The 20588-nt window shown below is 41.6% G+C and carries 15 protein-coding genes; 5 read left to right on the top strand and 10 right to left on the bottom strand.

Annotated elements, in window-relative coordinates:
- Positions 1 to 482 precede the first annotated feature (482 nt).
- A complete protein-coding gene (locus A3775_RS02320) occupies positions 483 to 1874 on the bottom strand; it encodes a proton extrusion protein PcxA (RefSeq protein WP_066377545.1) in 1392 nt (463 codons plus the stop codon).
- A gap of 93 nt (positions 1875 to 1967) precedes the next feature.
- Between A3775_RS02320 and A3775_RS02315 the strand changes: the two genes are divergently transcribed.
- Complete coding sequence (locus A3775_RS02315; protein ID WP_066423703.1) at positions 1968 to 4121, top strand: hypothetical protein; 2154 nt, start codon at positions 1968 to 1970, stop codon at positions 4119 to 4121.
- Between the two features lie 106 nt (positions 4122 to 4227).
- Positions 4228 to 4896 carry a peptide-methionine (S)-S-oxide reductase MsrA gene (msrA, locus tag A3775_RS02310; protein ID WP_066377542.1) on the top strand — a complete coding sequence of 223 codons (669 nt, stop codon included), beginning with the start codon at positions 4228 to 4230 and terminating at the stop codon, positions 4894 to 4896.
- A 150-nt stretch (positions 4897 to 5046) separates the two neighbouring features.
- Here msrA and A3775_RS02305 read toward each other — a convergent pair whose 3' ends face one another.
- On the bottom strand, positions 5047 to 6240 hold the full coding sequence (locus A3775_RS02305; protein WP_066377541.1) for a serine/threonine-protein kinase: 1194 nt from the start codon (positions 6238 to 6240) through the stop codon (positions 5047 to 5049).
- A gap of 163 nt (positions 6241 to 6403) precedes the next feature.
- Between A3775_RS02305 and A3775_RS02300 the strand changes: the two genes are divergently transcribed.
- Positions 6404 to 7960: an NAD(P)/FAD-dependent oxidoreductase gene (locus tag A3775_RS02300; protein ID WP_066423701.1), complete on the top strand. Its 1557-nt coding sequence runs from the start codon at positions 6404 to 6406 to the stop codon at positions 7958 to 7960.
- Between the two features lie 25 nt (positions 7961 to 7985).
- Here A3775_RS02300 and A3775_RS02295 read toward each other — a convergent pair whose 3' ends face one another.
- The 5 genes from A3775_RS02295 to A3775_RS02275 form a co-directional block, all read right to left on the bottom strand.
- Positions 7986 to 8936, bottom strand: coding sequence for a class I SAM-dependent methyltransferase (locus A3775_RS02295; protein ID WP_066423700.1), 951 nt, complete (start codon positions 8934 to 8936; stop codon positions 7986 to 7988).
- Positions 8937 to 9160: 224 nt separating this feature from the next.
- Positions 9161 to 10804, bottom strand: coding sequence for an acetolactate synthase large subunit (locus A3775_RS02290; RefSeq protein WP_066423698.1), 1644 nt, complete (start codon positions 10802 to 10804; stop codon positions 9161 to 9163).
- Positions 10805 to 10910: 106 nt separating this feature from the next.
- Positions 10911 to 12278 (bottom strand): NAD-dependent succinate-semialdehyde dehydrogenase, encoded by a 1368-nt coding sequence (locus tag A3775_RS02285; RefSeq protein WP_066423695.1) that lies wholly within the window; start codon positions 12276 to 12278, stop codon positions 10911 to 10913.
- Positions 12279 to 12523: 245 nt separating this feature from the next.
- On the bottom strand, positions 12524 to 13063 hold the full coding sequence (locus A3775_RS02280) for a DUF1622 domain-containing protein (protein ID WP_066423693.1): 540 nt from the start codon (positions 13061 to 13063) through the stop codon (positions 12524 to 12526).
- 136 nt (positions 13064 to 13199) lie between these two features.
- Positions 13200 to 14846 (bottom strand): adenylate/guanylate cyclase domain-containing protein, encoded by a 1647-nt coding sequence (locus A3775_RS02275; RefSeq protein ID WP_066377533.1) that lies wholly within the window; start codon positions 14844 to 14846, stop codon positions 13200 to 13202.
- A 453-nt stretch (positions 14847 to 15299) separates the two neighbouring features.
- Here A3775_RS02275 and A3775_RS02270 point away from each other — a divergent pair, with 453 nt between their 5' ends.
- Positions 15300 to 16043 (top strand): hypothetical protein, encoded by a 744-nt coding sequence (locus A3775_RS02270; RefSeq protein WP_066423691.1) that lies wholly within the window; start codon positions 15300 to 15302, stop codon positions 16041 to 16043.
- Here the strand turns inward: A3775_RS02270 and ylqF are convergent.
- The 3 genes from ylqF to A3775_RS02255 form a co-directional block, all read right to left on the bottom strand.
- Positions 16023 to 16910, bottom strand: a complete 888-nt coding sequence (ylqF, locus tag A3775_RS02265) for a ribosome biogenesis GTPase YlqF (protein ID WP_066423842.1) — start codon at positions 16908 to 16910, stop codon at positions 16023 to 16025. The genes A3775_RS02270 and ylqF overlap by 21 nt on opposite strands.
- A gap of 109 nt (positions 16911 to 17019) precedes the next feature.
- Positions 17020 to 17397: a VOC family protein gene (locus tag A3775_RS02260; RefSeq protein ID WP_066377530.1), complete on the bottom strand. Its 378-nt coding sequence runs from the start codon at positions 17395 to 17397 to the stop codon at positions 17020 to 17022.
- 1 nt (position 17398) lies between these two features.
- Entirely contained in the window at positions 17399 to 19666 is a 2268-nt protein-coding gene (locus tag A3775_RS02255; protein ID WP_066377529.1) for a PAS domain-containing protein, read from the bottom strand.
- 546 nt (positions 19667 to 20212) lie between these two features.
- Between A3775_RS02255 and A3775_RS24870 the strand changes: the two genes are divergently transcribed.
- Positions 20213 to 20588 (top strand): dynamin family protein (locus A3775_RS24870; protein WP_231866925.1); only part of this gene is annotated, 376 nt, incomplete at its 3' end.

The raw sequence follows: 20588 nt of genomic DNA, 5'->3' as shown, positions 1-20588 counted from the left end.
GTTTATTTTCTTAATAGAGGAACTTAACCACCTAACTACTTACATGGTTTGACACAGACTAGCAATAGATTAACATTTTAGAGATGACGATAGATAATTGTTGAGAGTTCCAAATGCAAACCAGTATTTTTATAATTTTTAATAAAATCTTAATATTATATCATTGATTATATAATTTTAGCCGTTCAGGACTGACGAAACTGGTACAGCTATGCTCATATCTTGCACCAGTTTCGTTATGTCACATCTTGCACCATTCTCAATCAGCTTCAGGCGATGCACAGCTAACAACGTAAAACTAAAGCTTTGGGCAACTGCCAAGCAATGCCCACCCTACAAACCGGTACAGCTATGGCACATTATGAGGGTGCGTCAGATGTGGAAACTTTTTGAGTTTTCACCCAATCATTGCTGCTGACGCACCCTAAAAGATACTCCCCTACTGCTTATGTTGCTGGAACATCCTGAAAATCTGATGATGATTACTCATTCATATTGTGGTACGTAGCAACTGCGGAAGGTGATATACGATTGAGATAACGGAAAATCCAGTATTTAAAAATGGTATCTAAAATCACTGGAAAAGTAGCAATAAATAAGAAGATAAAGTCTCGATTGGCTGGTAAACCCCAGTGACGAGATACGCCTTCCAAAATTACTTCCCAGCCGTGAGGAGAGTGAAATCCGACAAAGATATCGGTAAATAAGATAATGATAAAAGCTTTGGCACTGTCACTTAAACCATAGACAACATTATCAAAGAAATCTTTCAGCACCATAATCGAAGACTTGCTAATCAGTAACAACCAAATAAATGTGCCTACAGAAAAAATGTCCGCAAAAACATTTTTAATCGCATTCGCACTTTCACCACGAAACTCATTAGCAACCTCACGCGCTTTCTCTTGCATTTGAGTTTCTAGTTCTGCGGGGGAAAGCGGAGGAGCATTACTAATCAGGTTCTCAAACTTAATTCGTTCTTCAAATCGTTGCAGAGTGACTAAAGCTTCTTCCTCCATTTCTTCATTAAGAAATATTTGCTCGGCTTGGGAAGTTCTCAAGCGATCAACTAACGGCCCTACCACTAATGCTTTTGATAACTGATGGGTTAACAGAGGTACTATAATAAGTAATAAAATAAATCTAATAGATATGATGGTTCTTTTTTGAGCTTGGCGGAAATTCTGCACCACATCTTGTTCTGAGTTGGGGTCTAATTCAATTTGCAGACGGCCAATAGTGCTTAAAATAGAACGAGGGAGAATACCAGTTGAATCGGCTTTGCGGCGGATTTTATTATTTGCTTGTATATTTTGTCTAGGTGTTGGTGGTGATGTTGGCGCGTATATGCGTTCTACCAAATTATTCTTTTGGGCTGGAGTTATCCCGGAAGGAGTGGTGAGTGATTTGTTGTGATGCGGCACTGATTCATGGGGAATGCTTGACGATTGGTTGACAATAGGCGAAGACGTTGCTTCTGGCTCAAAATTGGTGTATTTTGAGGTGACTTCATCAATAAACTTTAATTTTTCCAGAATTACCGCAGGACTAGGATACTCTATACCAGCTTTATGAGCAGCTTTTTGATTAGATTCGTTAGCAAACCACCGACTAAACTTAAATTCTGTCAGACGCATTCTGACTAATTTTAATTGTTTGTTTAAATCTGACTCAAAATAATCCATCACACTACTACTGTAAATGGCTGAGTCGAAGTCTATTTTATTACCTTGAAAATATTCATCTTCTATGGCTTGAATCTTCAAAGCTGCCTTGTAAGCTTCATCTAAAGAACGTTCTGGAGTACGTAAGTACCATCGGTAAGCGGACAACAAAAACGGATAAATTTGGTGTTCAAAGACAGAAATTTTCATCGGGAGTAATCATCCAAGATTGTTGATTGCGTGGTGATTATTATTTTTAAATTAACGCAAAGTATAAATATAAATCTGCTTAGGAGAGGGTGAGTGGTTTCTAATTCTGTTTGGATTGTTGGTAGTAGTCGCAGTGGTAAGACTACTCGCTTGATCGAAAAATTTTGTGCTTGGGTACAAAACGAAAAACAGATTTACGAGTTATTTTATACTAAAAAAGCTCTACTGAATGCAAGCAGTGACACCCCACCATCTGTATTGATTCAGCAAGCCAAACCGGGGGTTTTGGTATTGGCTGCTAATGGTGATAATCGTCGGGAATTAGGCGACAAAATTGTTACCAAAACCCTAGGAAAATATCCTGTGCGGGCGAAAACTCCATTAGGTTTTTTTCAAGATGATGTTATCTTATTTTGGCCTTTACTGATTGAATTGTTGAATCTTAAGGCACAGTTTCCTGTGCGTTTGCGCCCTGAAACTGAGCAAGAACTAGCCACTAAACTTTGGAGGGCGCAGTTAGATGAAGCAACTTTACGCCGTGTGGGAGTGAATGAGTACCGCTTAGTCAGGCGCATTCTGGACTTGATGCAGTTAGCTGCTTATAGTGGTAAAGCTTGTGAGGATATCGCTGAGATTTTGCAAACAGCTTTAAATGAACAGTCCCTTGATCTAGAACCGGAATTTTTGGCATCTTTGCTGCTAAATTGGCGTAATTGGTGCTTAGAGAGGGGATTTCTTACCTATGGAATTATTACCGAACTCTACACTCAGCATTTACTACCTCATCAGGATTATCAACAGCAACTAATTAGCCGTTATCAAGCTGTCTTGGCGGATGATGTAGATGAATATCCAGGTGTGGCGCGTGATTTGTTCGAGTTGCTATTAAATCAAGGGGTTGTAGGTGCGTTTAGCTATAATCCTGATGGTGGGGTGCGATTGGGATTAGGGGCTGATCCTGATTATATGGCAGGGTTAGGAAGGCTTTGTCAAATAGAACTTTTGAGCAATTCGGTTGTAGACTCGTTAGCCGATAGACTAGCTACACCAATGGTGGAATCAGTGACTACACAAATGGTATTGTCAGATTTACCCAGGGTGGTGCATTCAATTCAAACTACATCCCGTTCTGAGTTATTGCGGAAAACAGCCCAAGTGATTGCTTCTGCTATCAAGTCGGGACAAGTGGCGGCAGAAGAGGTAGTAATTATTGCCCCTGGTTTAGATGCGATCGCTCGTTATGCTCTAGTAGAAATCCTCACCAAGCAAAATATCGCCGTCGAGTCTCTCAATGAGCAACGTCCCCTGGTTAGTTCCCCTGTGATTCGAGCGTTACTCACCATGCTGGCTTTAGTCTACCCCGGTTTGGGACGTTTGGTAGACCGGGATGCTGTCGCCGAGATGTTGGTGGTTTTGAGTAAAAAACCAGAAGCATCAGAAATTCCTGCCGCACTCTCGACAAATATCGATCCGGTAAGGGCGGGATTAATAGCAGATTACTGCTTTGTCCCCCATCCAGAACACCCGAATTTGTTACCTGTGAAAACCTTTGAACGTTGGGATCGGATTGGTTACGCTGCTACTACAGCTTATACTGAGATTTTAGAGTGGTTAGAACAACAGCGATCGCAAAAAGAACAGCATTTCATTCCTAGCCCCATTGCCCTGTTAGATAGAGCCATTCAACGCTTTTTATGGAATGGTAGTAACCTTCCCTACGAACAACTAGCAGCACTGCGCGAATTACTAGAAACTGCTCAACACTATTGGGAAATTGACACCAGACTGCGACAAATTGATCATCTCCAGACGACATATACCAATACCATCGCCGAGTTTATTCAACTACTGCGCCAGGGGACTATTACCGCTAATCCTTATCCTATACGTTCTATCGGCAAAACTAAAAAAGCAGTCACCTTAGCAACTATCTTTCAATACCGTGTGAGTCGAAGATTTCACCGTTGGCATTTTTGGCTAGATGCAGGTTCACCCCTCTGGGCTAAAGGTGGGGCAGCTACTTTGTTTGGTGCGCCGTTTTTCTTGCAAGATAGATTAGGGCAACCTTGGACAGCAGAAGATGAACAGCAGTTAGACGCTGAACGTTTACAAAGGATTTTGCAAGATTTGTTATCCCGTGTGTCTGGGAGAGTTTATTTATGTCACAGTGAGTTAGCGGTGAATGGGCAAGAGCAATTGGGGCCTTTGTTACCGTTGGTTCATGCTTGTGTACAGAGTGCGGGGTAGGAAACGCTCCAGGGGCGCAAAGTTGGAATTGGGTTGTGTGTCTGATTTTAAGAATTACAATATTAAGTAAAGTAAAAATGTGTATAAGAATTTAGTGGGGAAATCAATGGGATTATTTGGATTTGGTAAAAAGTTGGTGATGCCCTCTCGTGAGCAAGCTTTACCGGGAAGAACTCAAATGATGCCTGTACCAGCTACTCATTATGTGAATAACAACCCTCTCAAGCCGCCTTTTCCTGAAGGTATGGAAATGGCTTTGTTTGGTTTGGGTTGTTTTTGGGGTGCAGAACGGAAGTTCTGGCAAAAGCAAGGGGTTTATACAACTGCGGTGGGTTACGCTGCTGGTTTCACTCCTAACCCTACCTATGAAGAAGTTTGTTCTGGTTTGACTGGACACAATGAAGTAGTATTTGTGGTGTTTGATCCCCAGGTGATTAGTTACGCGGAATTACTCAAAGTGTTTTGGGAAAGTCACAACCCCACTCAAGGTATGCGTCAAGGTAATGATGTCGGTACTCAATACCGTTCAGGAATTTATGTTTATTCCCCAACGCAAAGACAGCTAGCTGAAGTTTCACGGGATGCTTATCAAGAAGCTCTGAGTAAGGCTGGATATGGGAAAATTACTACAGAAATTCTGGATGCTCCTGAATTTTACTACGCAGAAGCCTATCATCAGCAGTACCTAGCGAAAAATCCTAATGGTTATTGTGGTTTAGGCGGCACAAATGTAGCTTGTCCTATAGGGGTGTTGGAATCTCCAGTTAATGGGTAGTTGAAGCAGCAAGGGAATTTCAGGGGAGGACTTTCCCTATTTTTCCTTGCTCTCTAGAGATTACCGCTTAGAGGATTGTATCTAATGGTAACTGCCAAAAAATACAGGCGAACAAGATTATAGCTGTGTGTGCTAGTTGCTACTAACTACTCAGAACACTGATTTGAGTAAAGCGATCGCACCCGCCCATAGTACAATACTGATGGGTGCGCCGATTAAAAGACCTGCGATCGCCCAACCTCGTTGATGGTCTTTGAATTGTTCAATACTGCGCCAGCGTCTACTTTTCCAAGCCCATTCATTACCTTTTGCACCGAGTCCGATCGTCATTATCCAACCAATTTGGGGTACAAAACAAAATAATCCTACCCAAACTTGATTACTCCACAACCAAAACCAAGGTAATAAAAAAGCCCCCCAATTCCATCCTTGAATTTCCTCCGGTACTTGCTCTGTGGTGTTATTAATTCCACACCCAGAATTATTAATAAACGGTTTTCTCGGTGGTAGTGGGGTCAAGGTTGCAGATTTCACCGCTAAACCATTTCTCAGCGCATCTAGAGCTTGACTCGCAGTAGTAAAACGTTGTTCTGGTGCTGGTTCTGTCAGCTTTTGCAACCATTTGACAAAACCCGGACTCAGATTAACTAAATTACTAAATTGTATCCGTAAATCTTTCTGAGGTAATTCCGCCGGAGAAACACCAGTTAACAGATAAATTAAAGTAGCCCCAAGTGCGTATAAATCCGATGCTGGAACAGCCCGACCGCCATATTGTTCCATCGGTGCATAACCATAAGTTCCCACAACAGTAAAAGTCACACCCTCTTTAGCAGCCTTATCTTGAACCGCGCCAAAATCTACTAAATAAATATGTTTATCCTCACCCAAAATTAAATTACTGGGCTTAATATCACGATGCAAAACCCCAGGATTTAACTCATGCAAATACATGAGAATTTTTAGTACCTCAGTTGCAATTTTCTTGGCTTGTTTTTCCGTAAATCTTTTGCCAGCAGTGAGTTTTTCTTTGAGTGATTCGCCGGGAATATATTCTTGAACTAAACCAAACCAAAGTGTGCGGTCATCAACACAAAAATAATCAATATATTGGGGAATGCGGGGATGATTTAGCTGTTTGAGAATTTGCGCTTCCCGTTCAAATAGTTTCAAGTCGTCCCACTGCACCGCACCACCAAAAGCCAAAAGCTTAACTACAACCTGTGAATTTTCTGTATCATGAGCTTGTAAATCTTTAGCTAACCAAGTTTGACGAATACCATTGTTACCCAATTGTCGTAAGACTTGATAACGGTCATGCAATATTTGTTCTACTTGCAGCATTTTGCACCTGCTGGCAATTTACATAAAGAATTCCCCTATTATTAGGATAGACAAAAAATTTAGGAGATGAGGGAGTGGGGGGAGATGAGGGAGATGAGGGAGATGAGGGAGTGGGGGCAGAAAAACTAATGACTAATGACTAATGACTAATGACTAATAACTAATGACTGACGTAGTTGTAATTGGTAGCGGTATTGGTGGTTTGAGTTGTGCGGCTATTTTGGCTCGCTATGGGTTTGAGGTGACTGTCTGCGAGAGTCATTCTATCCCTGGTGGTGCGGCGCACAGTTTTGAACGTCAGGGGTTTAAATTTGACTGTGGCCCTTCTCTCTACTCTGGGTTGTCTTATAGTCCTTCTGTTAACCCCTTGCGCCAAGTTCTTGATGCAGTTGGCGTTGATTTACCTTGTGTTAACTATGATACCTGGGGCTGTCGTTTACCAGAAGGTGATTTTGATACCGCAGTCGGAGGCGACCAATTTTGTGAGGTTTTAGCGAGACTGCGGGGACAGGATGCTGTCAAAGAATGGCGAGAGTTACAAAAGGTGATGTCCCCACTCGCCCAAGCTGCGATCGCTCTGCCTCCATCTGCCTTACGCTTAGATATAGGTGCAGCTTTGACTGTGGGTAAATTTGCCCCATCTTTAGCTAAACATTCTGTTAATGTTCTCAAGTTAACGGGGTCTTTTGACCGGATAATGAACGGTGTAGTTCGTGACCCGTTTATTAAAAATTGGCTAAACTTGTTGTGTTTTCTCCTCTCTGGACTACCAGCATCAGGAACTAACGCCGCCGAAGTCGCTTTTATGTTTGCCGACTGGTACAAACCCGGAGTAATGTTAGATTATCCTGTCGGTGGTAGTGGTGCTTTAGTTAATGCGTTGGTGCAAGGACTAGAAAAACATGGCGGGAAATTAATCTTAGGCTCTCATGTTGAGCAAATTTTGGTAGAAGGTAAACGGGCGGTAGGTGTGAAGCTGCGAAATGGTGTAGAAATTCGGGCGCGGCGAGCAGTTGTTTCTAATGCTTCGGTGTGGGATACGCTGAAGTTATTACCAGAAGGAGCAGTACCAGCAAAGTTTCGCAGTCAACGCCAAGCTATACCTGAGTGTGATAGTTTCATGCACCTGCATCTTGGTATTGATGCTCAAGGTTTACCAGCAGATTTGGCTTGTCATTATATTGTAGTTAATGATTGGGAATTGGGGATGACTGCGCCGCAAAATGTGGTGTTGGTATCTATACCTTCCATTCTTGACCCATCCCTAGCACCACAGGGAAAACACGTAATTCACGTTTATACTCCTGGTAATGAACCTTACAAGCTTTGGGAGGGGATAGACAGGAGCAGTCAGGAATATGCACAACAAAAGCGATCGCGCTCTGAAGTGATGTGGCAAGCTTTAGAAAGAATTATTCCCGATATTCGCTGCCGTTGTGACATTACTTTGGTAGGTACACCCCTGACACACGCTAGATTTTTACGTCGTCATCGTGGTTCTTACGGGCCTGCGATTTCCGCCGCCGAGGGTTTATTTCCGGGACACAGCACACCTTTAGCTGGGTTGATGTGCTGTGGTGATTCGACTTTTCCGGGGATCGGTTTACCTGCGGTCGCTGCTAGTGGAATGATTGTGGCTAATAGTCTTGCTTCGGTGGGTCAGCATTTGGAGATGCTTGAGGATGTTGGTGTTTTGAAACGCAAAGGAGCGCAGAGGTAAACGCAGAGGAGCGCGGAGTTTTTGTTTAGTCTGGTTTTTTGGCGATAATTGCCCGGTGTCGGGGGTCGGTGGGGACGGTGACGGGTTCTAGGAAACCGACTTTTTGTAGTGCTGCTTCGATGTCAAAGCTGTAGTATTGGTCACTCCACGGCTCGGTGCTTTTCATGAGGGTGAAGAGGACGGGGGGTAGGTTTTGGATGACAGGCGATCGCGGGTTATTATCTACTATGGCTATATAACCACCCGGTCTGAGTAATCTTTTAGCCTCGGCGAAAATTTCCTCGCTGGCGTAACTGGGGAGTTCATGGGTGATAAACTGGAGTGTTACTAAATCAAAGGAGTTGTCTGGTAAGCCTGTATTTTCGGCTCTGCCATGAATCCACTCGGCTATTTCACTATTAACATCTCTAGTTCTAGCTACAGCCAGCATATAGGGTGACAAGTCTAAGCCGACGGTGCGAACTGGGTATCTTTCCCGGCGTTGGTAATAACGGTGTAGTGCTAAAGTGGAGACACCGACAGAACAACCAATATCTAAAATATCCCTGACTTGTTTCGGCCCGTAAGTCTCTAAGGCATCATGAAAAGTACCTCTGAGTCTAGCATGGGCATCTTCCCAAGTTAGGTTTTCTTGCGGCCATACCCGTAACGCCATCGCATAAGTCGCTGACTCGGTTTCAAAAGCAGCTTCCCAGCACAAATTCCCCTCAGAGTAAGCATGAAAGGGGACTTTGTAGTAGTCGGGATAGACAACACGGGGGTTAGTCACTGCTGATAACAGTTTTTTTGCTCCCGATGTTTGCAACGCCTGATAATTTTTCCGCCAGGGAATGCCATTTTTTTCAGCCGTTTTAATCAGGACTTGTCTGGCTTGCTGTTTCATCACCCCATAAATGGGTTTGGTTTGAATTAACAAATTAACGAAGTTGGAGAGTAAACTTTCACCAGCCCAGTCTGGTTTGCTCTTTGTGTTCATCAGCGTGAATTTAATGAAGCGATAATTGCAACTGACTATATTTTAGAGTTGAAGCGACGTACAGCAACATTCATTTATTCTAAATTGGCATTTAGTTACTGAGAAATGTAATTTCTTTAGGGCTTACACAACTGGCACATTAGTAGGGTGCGTCAGATGTCGAAAATCTGTTCATCTTGACCAAATTATCTCTTCTGACGCACCCTAAAAAAGAGTTGAATTGTTTACACGCTACAATTTAACTCTCCGGCTTTTTGAGTAAACCTACGGTTTTCCCTGTAGTCTACAGGACAATCAATTACAGCAGGGACATCTTGAGCTAAGGCTTCTTTGAGTACAGGAATTAAATCTAAAGTTGATTCAACTCGATAACCTTTTAAGCCCATACTTTCGGCTAGTTTGACAAAATCAGGATTGCCAAAATGCACAAAAGATGAATGTCCTTTACCAAAATGATTTTCTTGTTTCCACTCAATTAAACCGTAGCCACCATCATTAAAAATTAAGGTGACAAATGGTGTACCCACTCGCAAAGCTGTTTCTAATTCTTGGCAATTCATCATAAAACCACCGTCACCGGTAGCTGCTACAACTTTGCGGTTAGGATAGACAAGTTTGGCGGCTAAAGCACCAGGAATAGCTATACCCATTGCGGCGAAGCCATTAGAAATAATGCAAGTATTGGGACTATGACAATGATAATGGCGGGCAATCCACATTTTATGTGCGCCTACATCAGAAATTACAATATCATCTGGCCCCATGACTTGCCGCAAGTCATAAATTAACTTTTGCGGTTTAATGGGATAACCTTCATCATTGGCATATTGTTCATAATCAGCCCGAATATTTGCCCGTAAACTAATAGCGTAGGGGTTGGGTTTTCCTTGTCGGTCTGCTACTCTTAATATTTCCATGAGCGAATCGGAAATATCTCCGATTACTTCTACATTGGGAATATAACTACTATCGATTTCCGCAGAATTGGCGGCAATATGCACAATGGGAATTTTACCTTCAGGATTCCATTTTTTGGGGGAAAATTCAATTAAATCATAGCCAATGGCAATTACTAAATCTGTATTATCAAACCCGCAGGTGATAAAATCTCGCTGTTGTAATCCTACTGACCATAATGCTAAAGGATGAGTATAGGGAATTACACCTTTACCCATGAAGGTATTAACGACAGGGATATTCATCTGGGTGGCAAATTGCGTGACTGCATCACTAGCTTGGGCGCGAATTGCTCCATTCCCGACTAATATTATGGGGTTAACTGCTTGAGAAATAGCGGCGGCGGCTGCCCGAATGCTGGCAAAAGAAGCGTAGGTTTTTTCGATATTATCTTTATGCAATGGTTTGCCCTCTACGGGCATGGCGGCAATATTTTCTGGTAAATCTATATGAACTGCACCGGGTTTTTCTGTTTGCGATCGCTTGAAGGCTTTCCGCACTACTTCTGGTGTAATACTCGGTCTAACTATCTGTTTATTCCACTTAGTAACAGGGGCAAACATTGCCACTAAATCTAAATATTGGTGTGATTCAATGTGCATTCTATCTGTTCCCACCTGTCCCGTAATTGCCACTAATGGCGCACCGTCCAAGTTAGCATCTGCTACACCAGTCATTAAGTTTGTCGCCCCAGGGCCAAGGGTAGAAAGACACACCCCGGCTTTTCCGGTTAAACGTCCGTAAACATCCGCCATGAAAGCTGCACCCTGTTCATGACGAGTTGTAATAAATTGAATTGATGAATGTTTGATGGCTTCTAAAACGTGTAAATTCTCCTCACCTGGAAGTCCAAAAACATATTCTACCCCTTCATTTTCTAAACACTTAACTAACAATTCTGCGGTATTCATTTTAAATTCCTCACTAAATATCTGGGGAACTGGAAGGGACTGGAAGGGACTGGGAAAAACTAATACTTTATCTCATGCCCTATGCCCTATGCCCTATTCCCAATTCCTATTTCACCCAAACAGTTTTCACATTGACAAACTCATGTATCCCTTGAATACTGAGTTCTCTGCCATATCCAGAACGTTTGATACCACCAAACGGTAGTCGGGGGTCAGATTTCACTAAGCCGTTAATAAATACTGCACCGGCATCAATTTCTGTAATTAAGCGATCGCGTTCTTGGTCGTTATTTGTCCAAGCACTTGCACCTAAACCAAAGGGTGTAGCATTTGCTAGTTTAATCGCAGCATCTATATTTGGCACACGGAATAACAACGCCACTGGGCCAAAAAATTCTTCTTGGGCAATGGGCGCGTCTATCGGAATATCTATGATAATTGTTGGCGGGTAAAAGTTTCCAGAAATGTCTGATAAAGGTTGTCCACCTGTGAGGATTTTTCCCCCACTTTTAACCGCAGTTTTTACTTGTTGGTCTAAATCTTGCAGAATATCAGGTGTTGCTAATGGGCCTAAATCGGTGTCGGGAAGCATGGGATCACCAATCTTCAAGGCTGTGAATTTTTCTAATAGCAACTTCTCAAATTGATCTGCGATCGCTTCTGCTACTATAAAGCGTTTCGCTGCTATACAAGATTGACCATTATTTAACATCCGTGCTGTGGTTGCTGTCGCCACGGCTGCTGCTAAATCCGCAGTTTCTAAAACAATAAATGGGTCACTTCCGCCCAATTCCAACACAGTTTTTTTAATTTGTTTTCCCGCCGCCGCCGCTAGGGATGCACCGGCTGGTTCGCTTCCGGTTAAGGTAGCGGCTTTTACTCTGTCATCGGCGATTAAATCAGCAACTTTCGCCGCACCAATTAACAGGGTTTGAAATGCACCTTCAGGAAAACCCGCCTGGCGAATTATTTCTTCTATTGCCAAAGCGCACTGTGGCACATTAGAAGCGTGTTTGAGTAAGCCGACGTTACCCGCCATTAATGCGGGTGCTGCGAACCTAAACACCTGCCAGAAGGGGAAATTCCACGGCATGACGGCGAGAATTACGCCTAGAGGTTGATAGCGTACAAAACTATGGCTAGCATCAGTTTTCACTGTCACATCAGCTAAGAAATCGGCGGCGTGTTCGGCGTAGTAGCGACAAACCACAGCGCATTTTTCCACTTCTGCGATCGCAGCTTTGTAAGGCTTGCCCATTTCTAGAGTCATGATTTTGGCAAAATCAGCCTTTTCTTGCTCTAAAATGGACGCAGCCGCCATTAAACACTGCGATCGCTCTGCAAAACTTGTATGACGGTACTTTTCAAAAGCCTGTTGTGCCGTATCTAATTTAGCGGCAATTTCTACATCGTTGAGTGGCTCAAAGGTTTTGAGCGTCTCCCCAGTAGCGGGATTGATAGTGGCGATCGCCATTCCCTGACCTCCCGGTTTAAAATAGCTTGAGGTAGCTTCTTAGTGTTACACATATTTTTTAAGGGGGCTACCACACAAATTGTAGTCTTTGAATTTGGACTCAGTTGCTCAATCTTAAAATATTGCAATCAATTTTGCATAAAATTACACTAAATGCTTCAGTAATAATCACGAAATAGTCCCGGTTGTCCCCATGCCTCTGTGGTGAAAAAATCATCTTTTCCATACAGATAAACAATAAATAACTATTTATTTTCATTTTGATGCAATTCAGATTTATCTAAAGATGACTGACGATAGTTTTCTCTACTGGTAAAATTAGCTTGTTCCACCTGCCTAATCTCCCTTTCTAAGAAGTAGTTCAGCAGAGTTCTTAACAGTACAATAGCCCCCAGATTGAGAATATCTTGGCGTGTGGGTGCAACTGCTGTCTGCAAAATATCACTAGCAACAGTAAATTCTAAACCTAACGCTAATGCCCTGCCTAATTGCAGACGCACTACTTCAGTAGCATCAATATGTTGTTTATAACGATAAAATAATTGGCGAAAATAAATAGCAATACTGCGAAATACAGCCAATCCGATAACTACGGCGGCGGCGATTTCTGCTGCTGCTGCTAAGTAGTCAACTATCAGCTTGAGCCATAATTCCAAAGGACTTGTAGAGTCTGTTGTTGTCTCAACGTCTCCAACGTTAATCCCTAACAGTAAAACTAACCCCAAAATTAATGCTAGAGGTAGCAGAAGATTGACTAACGACTCCAGCAATGAATCTTTTTTCATCGTGATTATCTGGGTATGTCCAATTATCTTTTAAACTGATAAGTGTGACAATGGCATCTTTCTATTTGAAGAAAGCCCAGACAATTAGTTAGGATATTATTTAATGGCTATTGTAGAGACGCGATGAATCGCGTCTTTACAAATGACTAATAATTGTTGTCGCTTGTTGTAAGTTTGTTTGATAAACTTTGACTAATCTATCAATACCTTTAAAGCGATAATCTCCCATAGCTTGGAAGTCAGAAGGTTGTGAAAGTAATTGATAAGTGACTTCACTAATTACACATTCACCAGGAGGACAAATTCCTTCCATACGTGCGGCTAGGTTAATAGTAGCACCTAATGCTGTGTATTCTACTCTTTGGGAACTACCCACATCTCCCACAACCGCCTTACCAGTATTAATCGCAATGCGTAATTGTAGGGGTTCTTGCCAAAAACCGTTGGCATTGAGATGTTTTAAACGAGTTAGCATACCTTTAGCGGCGGCTGTGGCGCGCTCGGCATGGTCGGCTTGCGGTTCGGGTGCGCCAAAAAATGCCATGATACAATCACCGATATATTTATCTAACGTACCGCCACAAGCAAACACTTCTTGTAGCATTTCTTCAAATAAGTTATTTAATAATTGAGCGATCGCAGTTGGTGTTAACCTTTCAGAAATAGCCGTAAAACCTACTAAATCTGCAAACAAAATACTAATTTCACTCTCCGCCGGCGGTAAACGTCCATCAGGTAAACCACCGACAGAAATCAACTGCTGTACTACCGCCGGAGAATGATATCTTTCTAAGCGATGGCGAATTACTTCTTCGGTTTTGAGTTTTTCTGCTAGTAACCAACGTTGTACACTGGAAGCCACAAGATTAGCTAACGCTGAAAAAAAGCTGAGTTCTTCCTCTCCTTCATTTTCCCAATGGTAAGAAGAAAGATGAGCATCCGCATAAAGCACACCTACTACTTTATTTTCATCCCATAAAGGTACAGCCATAGCACTACGAATACCTTTAAGTAAAATGCTATATTCTCCTGAAAATCTTTCATCTTTTTGAGTATCAGCAGTTTGAATCACTACTTTTTCTGCAAATACTTTTTGACAAATACTCCGACTAATCCAACTAGCATCAGCTAATAAATAATGCTGTTCAGTTTTGTTTCTCGTAGCAGCATTGATTAACTCTAAATCACCACAACCATTCACATCAATTAATAAAGCCAGGCGGTCAATACTGCTAAGATAACGAAATACAACTTGTTCAACTTGTGAAAAAATCTCTTCTATAGATGCTGCTGCACAAAGATTTTTGGCTATATCTACTAAATCTTTGAGCCGGGCTATAGTTTTATTCTTATTGCCAATATCACTATCTTGACTATCAGCTTCTATCCATTGCTGTTGTAGTTCTTTGGCGTTCCGAAAAATTGTTCTTTGTTCCGCAGTCTCCGCAACGGTTACTAGCTTCGTTGGTGATGTCGGTGTGGCAGGAATTTCAAACAGCACAATTAAATTCACATTCCCTAACCAAATGACATCACCGTGTTTGAGCTTTTGAGCGTTGCTAATAAAACTTTGATTAACCTGTGTCCCGTTTTTACTACCCAAATCCTCAATTACCCATGTACCATCAGCCTGTTTGACGATTTGGGCGTGTTTGCGGGAAACTCCCCCGAAAGGTAAGTATAAGTTACATTCTGGCAACCTACCAATTGTGAATACATCTTGATTCACAGTCACATTTGTTTCCGTATCTCCCTGGTGTAAGCGTAAAGTCAGTTCAGTCATGAGTGTGATGTGTTTATCCTGGGGGTTGGGGGCGCAAACAGATTTCAGTCAGGGTTATCCCTTTTACCATTTCTTTATGGCACTGTTCATAGCGAACGACAACTATTTGTAGTAAACATCACTTTAACCCTGTATTCCGTGAGATGCAGTGAGGATCACCCCAGTTTCTTCTTCTCCGTATTAAATAATACTAACTCGTGAAAATACTTACAGAAAAATATTCATAGAATTTTTAAACAAAATTAAGTATTTTTACGTAAGACAATTTTTCGTAATCCTCAAAAAAGCTTTTAGAATAATAATTGTAATTTCAAATAGCTAATTGCAGCTTATTAGCAAATTGTAATTTTTATTACTGATATTCTTGAGTCAGAATAGCCTGCCGTAGCAGACTATATACATGACTTTCCTGACTCCTGCATTTTTTGTTGAGATGAATTTCGGACAGGTTCCATGATCAAATATCACCAATTGGCAAAATATCTCGGTGTTTTATGTTTATCAGTAGTGTTAACAGCTGATTTAGTCAGTCCTTCAGCAGTTGCTCAAACTAGAATTAAATCTTCTGTCGGTAAAGCTGTGACATTCTCCTGTCAGGACAATGAGACAACCATCAAATTAAAAAATGGCCCCAAGGTTGTCAATGGACTGACTACTATTTATATCGGTTATCAGCAAGTATCATCTATAAACCAAAATCCCATCCTCATCCGTTTTGACAATGGACGCAGAAGATGGTGCCGTACTGACTACGAAACTACACTCGATGATGGTACAGGCTACGGATTATATTGGGATGGTGGCAAAAATATGTATGGTGTGTTCAGTTCCACCGGCACCCAGAATGGTAATGATTTTCGTCGTTTTGCTACTCAAGGTTGGCTAACTTCTTATGGTAGCGGCGGTGGTGCAAAAGTCGCGGTTCTCACCCGGATCGATCCCGGCAATGGTAATATTACCAGGGCAAGTTTTTTATCTGCTAGAAAACCTAGTGATGGTAAAACTAATTCTTTAGTTGTTACTGGTTTGTCATGGAATGGGAAAGCTTTGACTGTGAATGCACAGTCTTGGTGGTCTCCCCGTCGCCGTGATCGAAGTTCCATGACTTGTTCTGGTTCATCACCTTTTCAATATACGGTGGTATTTAGTGGTGACTTAAAAAGGGTAAATTCGGCTTCAGCTGTTAACTGTAGGTAATTCTAAGGGGAGAGTGCCTAATAAACCTTTGCGGTAATCTGTTAACAGTTGTCTAGCTGTTCTCTCTACATCACCTTGATAGCGATGTTCTGCTAATGCGTGTAAGTACGATTCTCCTGTGTAGGGTATGGGGTCGAGTTCGTAACGCGAATACAAGGGTGATTTCGGTAGTAACTCACCGGCTTGTTCTAACAAAGAGTTAAGTATATCTACGAATGCAGCCGCTACTAACTGGTTATCATAAGATGCTTGACCGATATCATCACAAATTGCTAGTTTGACTGCTGCTTCTTGATTTCCCAATTTAGCGGGAATGACTCCGGGTGCATCTAATAATTCCAACTGATCAGAAATGCGTACCCAGCGCAATTGACGCGTCACCCCTGGACGGGCTGCACTTTCGACTACACGCTTGCCTAATAACCGATTGATTAAGGCTGATTTACCGACGTTGGGAAAACCAATCACTACAGCCCGGACACGACGAGGTAACATCCCGCGATCGCGTCTTCTTTGATTGACTGCTACTCCTGCGGCTTGGGCGGCTTTGGCAACTGCTGCCACGCCTTGACCATGTTGTGCATTGGTAAAATAGGGAACTACATCCCGATTTTCAAAGTAATCTGTCCACAGCGATCGCACCTGGACTGGTATCATATCTAACCTATTTAATACCAAAACTCGCGGTTTATTTCCTACCCACTCATCGATTTGCGGGTGGTGTGTAGCTAAAGGAATCCGCGCGTCTCGTACCTCAAATACTACATCTACCAGGGATAGCTGTTGTTTAAGATTCTTTTCCGCCTTGGCAATATGACCAGGATACCACTGAATCAGGTTTAATTTATAGTTATCTGTTAAGCCCATAGTTTGGGGATTGGGGATTGGGAATTGGGGATTGGGAATTGGGGATTGGGGATTGGGGAACAACTTATTTTACTATTCTCCCCTGCACCCTGCTGCCTTGTTCCCTTTATTATCCCCTATGGCTTTGATGTAAAATCAAACGATTGCCATCAGGATCGTAGGCGTAAATTTCTCTGCCGTGGGAGGCGATCGCAATTTCTCCTGGTGGTGGATAACCTAAATTTACCAGATGGGCGATCGCTGCTTCTAAGTCACTCACCTCTAAACATAAACTCATTTTGCTGGCTGCTGCGTTTTGAAATTCTGCATTATCTCGGTTTTTCGGGCGAAAAATCCCTAATTTCAAACCAGCCATCTGAAACTCAGCATAGACGTTAGGAATAACATTTATTGGGTTTTCTGTCAACAAATTACTATAAAAATTTACTAATTGATCGAGATTAAAGGTGGCTATTGTGACAATTGCACCTGTACATTGAAAACTCATATCATCCAGATGGAATTGTAATGATAAACTCTGCACCCTTTCCTGGGGTTGAAATACACTCTAATTTACCTTGGTGTTTGTTGACAATAATTTGATAGCTAATTGACAAACCCATCCCCGTACCTTTTCCTATAGGTTTTGTGGTGAAAAACGGATCAAATAAGTGAGTGCGTACTTCTTCCGTCATACCGGGGCCATTATCTACAATGCGAATCCGGGCTTGTTGATCGGCAGTAAGTTCAGTATGTATGAGAATTTGCGGTTGAGTCAACACTTGAGGATGGTTAACTGTTGACTGTTGAATATTGTCTAAGCCTTCTTCTAAAGCATCAATGGCATTAGCTAACAAATTCATAAACACCTGATTGATCTGCCCGGCGTGACAGGCTATTTTTGGTAAATTGCCATACTGTTTAATGATTTTAATGTCGCTATATCCCGTTTTAGGTTTCAGACGGTTTTGTAGTAGTAATAAAGTGCTATCAATACCTTCATGAATATCTACAGACTTCATGCCATCTTCATCTATGCGCGAGAAATTTCGTAAAGACAGAACTATCTGCCGGATACGTTCAGCCCCTAAATTTATAGAATCTAGGAGTTTGGGCAAATCTTGACTGAGAAAATCTAAATCTATCTCGTAGATGTGTTCATGAATTTCTGGCACTGGTGGGCAGTAATGCTGTTGATATAGTTCTACCAACTCCAACAAATCGCTAACATATTCACGGGCATGGTTAATATTACCGTAAATAAAATTAACCGGGTTATTGATTTCGTGGGCAATACCTGCTACTAATTGTCCCAAGCTGGACATTTTTTCAGTGTGAATTAATTGCACTTGGGTTTGCTGCAATTCTAATAAAGTGGCTTCTAATTGCTGGGCTTTTTCTTGGGCAGTTTTCGCCACTTCTTTAAATTTAGCTTCAGATAGCCGTAATGCTTCTTCTGTTTGTTTGCGCTTAATGCCAATAGCAATTTCATGGGCGACAATTGCCAAACTTTCAAAGGTAGAATCGCTGAGTGTTTGGCGAGAAAACATTGCTATTACCCCTAGGGTTTCTCCTTCCACAATTAAGGGATAACCCGCAAATGCTACCATACCCTCTTGTTTAGCCCATTCTTTGTTACCCACGCGGGGATCTGTTTGTACGGAGTTGGTGAGGTGGGGTTTTCCTTCTTCGGCGATTAAACCAATTTTAAATTTTCCTACTGGTACAAATCTATGGGGGCCATTAATGTGGGTGTACATTCCAGAACTGACTTGCAACTCTAGAATATTTTCTTCTTTGTTCAATGTCCAGATGCGGGCAAAGGCTGCATTGAGATGTTTGACTATGGCTTCGGTGCAACCCTGCATCATTTCCTGTAAACTGGAACTTTGCGCCAGGAAACTATCAACTTCAGCCCGAAAGTTTGCTAACTTGACTCTCTCTGCTAGTGCTTCTTCTGTGAGTTTGCGGGCGGTAATATCATGACCAATACCAAGACAGTACAAAACTTTGCCATTGGCATCTTTAATAGTTGTGGCATTACTTGTATGCCAACGCCAACTGCCATCTTTATGTTTTACTCTATATTCTACATCTTCTTGGTTTTCACCTGTGTTAACAATTTTTGACAAATATTCTACACAATGTGGCACATCATCAGGATGGATAAAGGGGACAAAAGATTGACCAATTACCTCAGATAAATCATGTCCTAAAATTTTAGTCCAATTGGGTGAAACATAGGAAAATCTCCCTTCATTGGTGAAGATGTAAATAATATTATTGTCATTTTGTAAAATTGTTTGGAAGTTAATGTTACCGTGTAAAAATTCTGTTTCTATAGCTTGTTTAACTTCCCGAATTAAAACTATAATTTCTTGTGATTGTAAGGATAGTAATCTAGCTTCACAGGTACAAATTCTGTGGGATAATGCAAAATTATAAGTAAAATTGACTGGTAATTTTGTTTGTATAACTTGGGCGATCGCCTGGTGAAAATTGCCTCTAATATGTGGTGGTAGGTATTCTAATAGAGGTTTACCGGGAATTATCTCTGCTAATCTCTCTGTATATTCGGATTGCCCTGGTTTATAATCTAAAATATTACCCTCAGCATCCAGCCGGAAATATGTGTCTGGTATTAATGTTAAAATCGCTGCCAATTCTGAATTTCTTTGGCATAACTGCTGTTTGTTAATATCGTGTTCTGCAATTTCACCTTGCAGTTCTTCTAAAATATTTTTTGCCCCTATAAATTCTTTTTTTGATTCTAACACCGCTTGATATTCCTGATGTTATGGATAAGTTTTTATTTGATGGGAAATTTTAGGATTTATCTACAAAAATGTTCTCTAGTTTTTTAAAAAATTTTATTGTCACATAGTACCTTGTCATTACTTATCATATATATAGACAATTCCTATGAAGCAGAATTTATATGCTTTGACTTGTGTTTGCTACATATACTAATTCATTTTGTTGCAAAAACAATTAGTATGATTACTGAAAGTTAACAGCACAAACTGAGGAAAAAAAGGCAAAAATATCTAAATATATTGAATCTGGCTGCGAAAATTCACTCTTGACTTGTAAGGGAATACCAAAAATTGACGCTGAGGAATGTCAAAGATGGGATAAATTAGCTTGACGCATACCGTAAGCGGCACTGCTTGGGAAAAATAATCATCTGAAGTTATCCCAAAATAGATAAATTCTCGGCAAATCATCCGTAAGATAGCCTTAACACCTTGTAAAGATAAAAGTTACTGGCTTTTTGTGTGTTATAAAGCTCACAGAAAATCATGTTATTGTAAGGCTACTCTATGGAACTAGAAAAAATTGGACGTTTTAAAGAGTACGGCGAACTTATTCTCGGAAAAATAGATTCTGTTCCGCAAACCCCTTCTAAACAAGAAGATTGGATTCCCACAAGCTTAGATGATTGTATTTTGCGTCTCCGGGAAGCTGCGGAGAAAACTGTAGAACTGGCTACTTCGCCTGTAAAAATTGGTGTGATGGGTGAGTTTAGTAGCGGTAAAACTTTACTTTTAGGCAGCTTAATCGGTTATGGCGATGCGTTACCGATTAGTGAAAATCCTACCACCGGGAATGTCACGGCTATTCATCTCATCCCCCAAGAAGGCTTCTCAACTACACAGGTGGGTAACTTTACTGTGGAGTATTTGACGCGGGAGGGGG

The sequence above is a fragment of the Anabaena sp. 4-3 genome (genome assembly GCF_001597745.1).
GTDB lineage: Bacteria > Cyanobacteriota > Cyanobacteriia > Cyanobacteriales > Nostocaceae > Trichormus.
This window is presented reverse-complemented; position numbering and strand designations above follow the sequence as displayed.

Coding starts and splice junctions, on each gene's coding strand:
- A3775_RS02320 (WP_066377545.1), bottom strand. CDS start 1,874: ATGAAAATTTCTGTCTTTGAACACCAAATTTATCCGTTTTTGTTGTCC.
- msrA (WP_066377542.1), top strand. CDS start 4,228: ATGGGATTATTTGGATTTGGTAAAAAGTTGGTGATGCCCTCTCGTGAG.
- A3775_RS02305 (WP_066377541.1), bottom strand. CDS start 6,240: ATGCTGCAAGTAGAACAAATATTGCATGACCGTTATCAAGTCTTACGA.
- A3775_RS02300 (WP_066423701.1), top strand. CDS start 6,404: ATGACTGACGTAGTTGTAATTGGTAGCGGTATTGGTGGTTTGAGTTGT.
- A3775_RS02295 (WP_066423700.1), bottom strand. CDS start 8,936: ATGAACACAAAGAGCAAACCAGACTGGGCTGGTGAAAGTTTACTCTCC.
- A3775_RS02290 (WP_066423698.1), bottom strand. CDS start 10,804: ATGAATACCGCAGAATTGTTAGTTAAGTGTTTAGAAAATGAAGGGGTA.
- A3775_RS02285 (WP_066423695.1), bottom strand. CDS start 12,278: ATGGCGATCGCCACTATCAATCCCGCTACTGGGGAGACGCTCAAAACC.
- A3775_RS02280 (WP_066423693.1), bottom strand. CDS start 13,063: ATGAAAAAAGATTCATTGCTGGAGTCGTTAGTCAATCTTCTGCTACCT.
- A3775_RS02275 (WP_066377533.1), bottom strand. CDS start 14,846: ATGACTGAACTGACTTTACGCTTACACCAGGGAGATACGGAAACAAAT.
- A3775_RS02270 (WP_066423691.1), top strand. CDS start 15,300: ATGATCAAATATCACCAATTGGCAAAATATCTCGGTGTTTTATGTTTA.
- ylqF (WP_066423842.1), bottom strand. CDS start 16,910: ATGGGCTTAACAGATAACTATAAATTAAACCTGATTCAGTGGTATCCT.
- A3775_RS02260 (WP_066377530.1), bottom strand. CDS start 17,397: ATGAGTTTTCAATGTACAGGTGCAATTGTCACAATAGCCACCTTTAAT.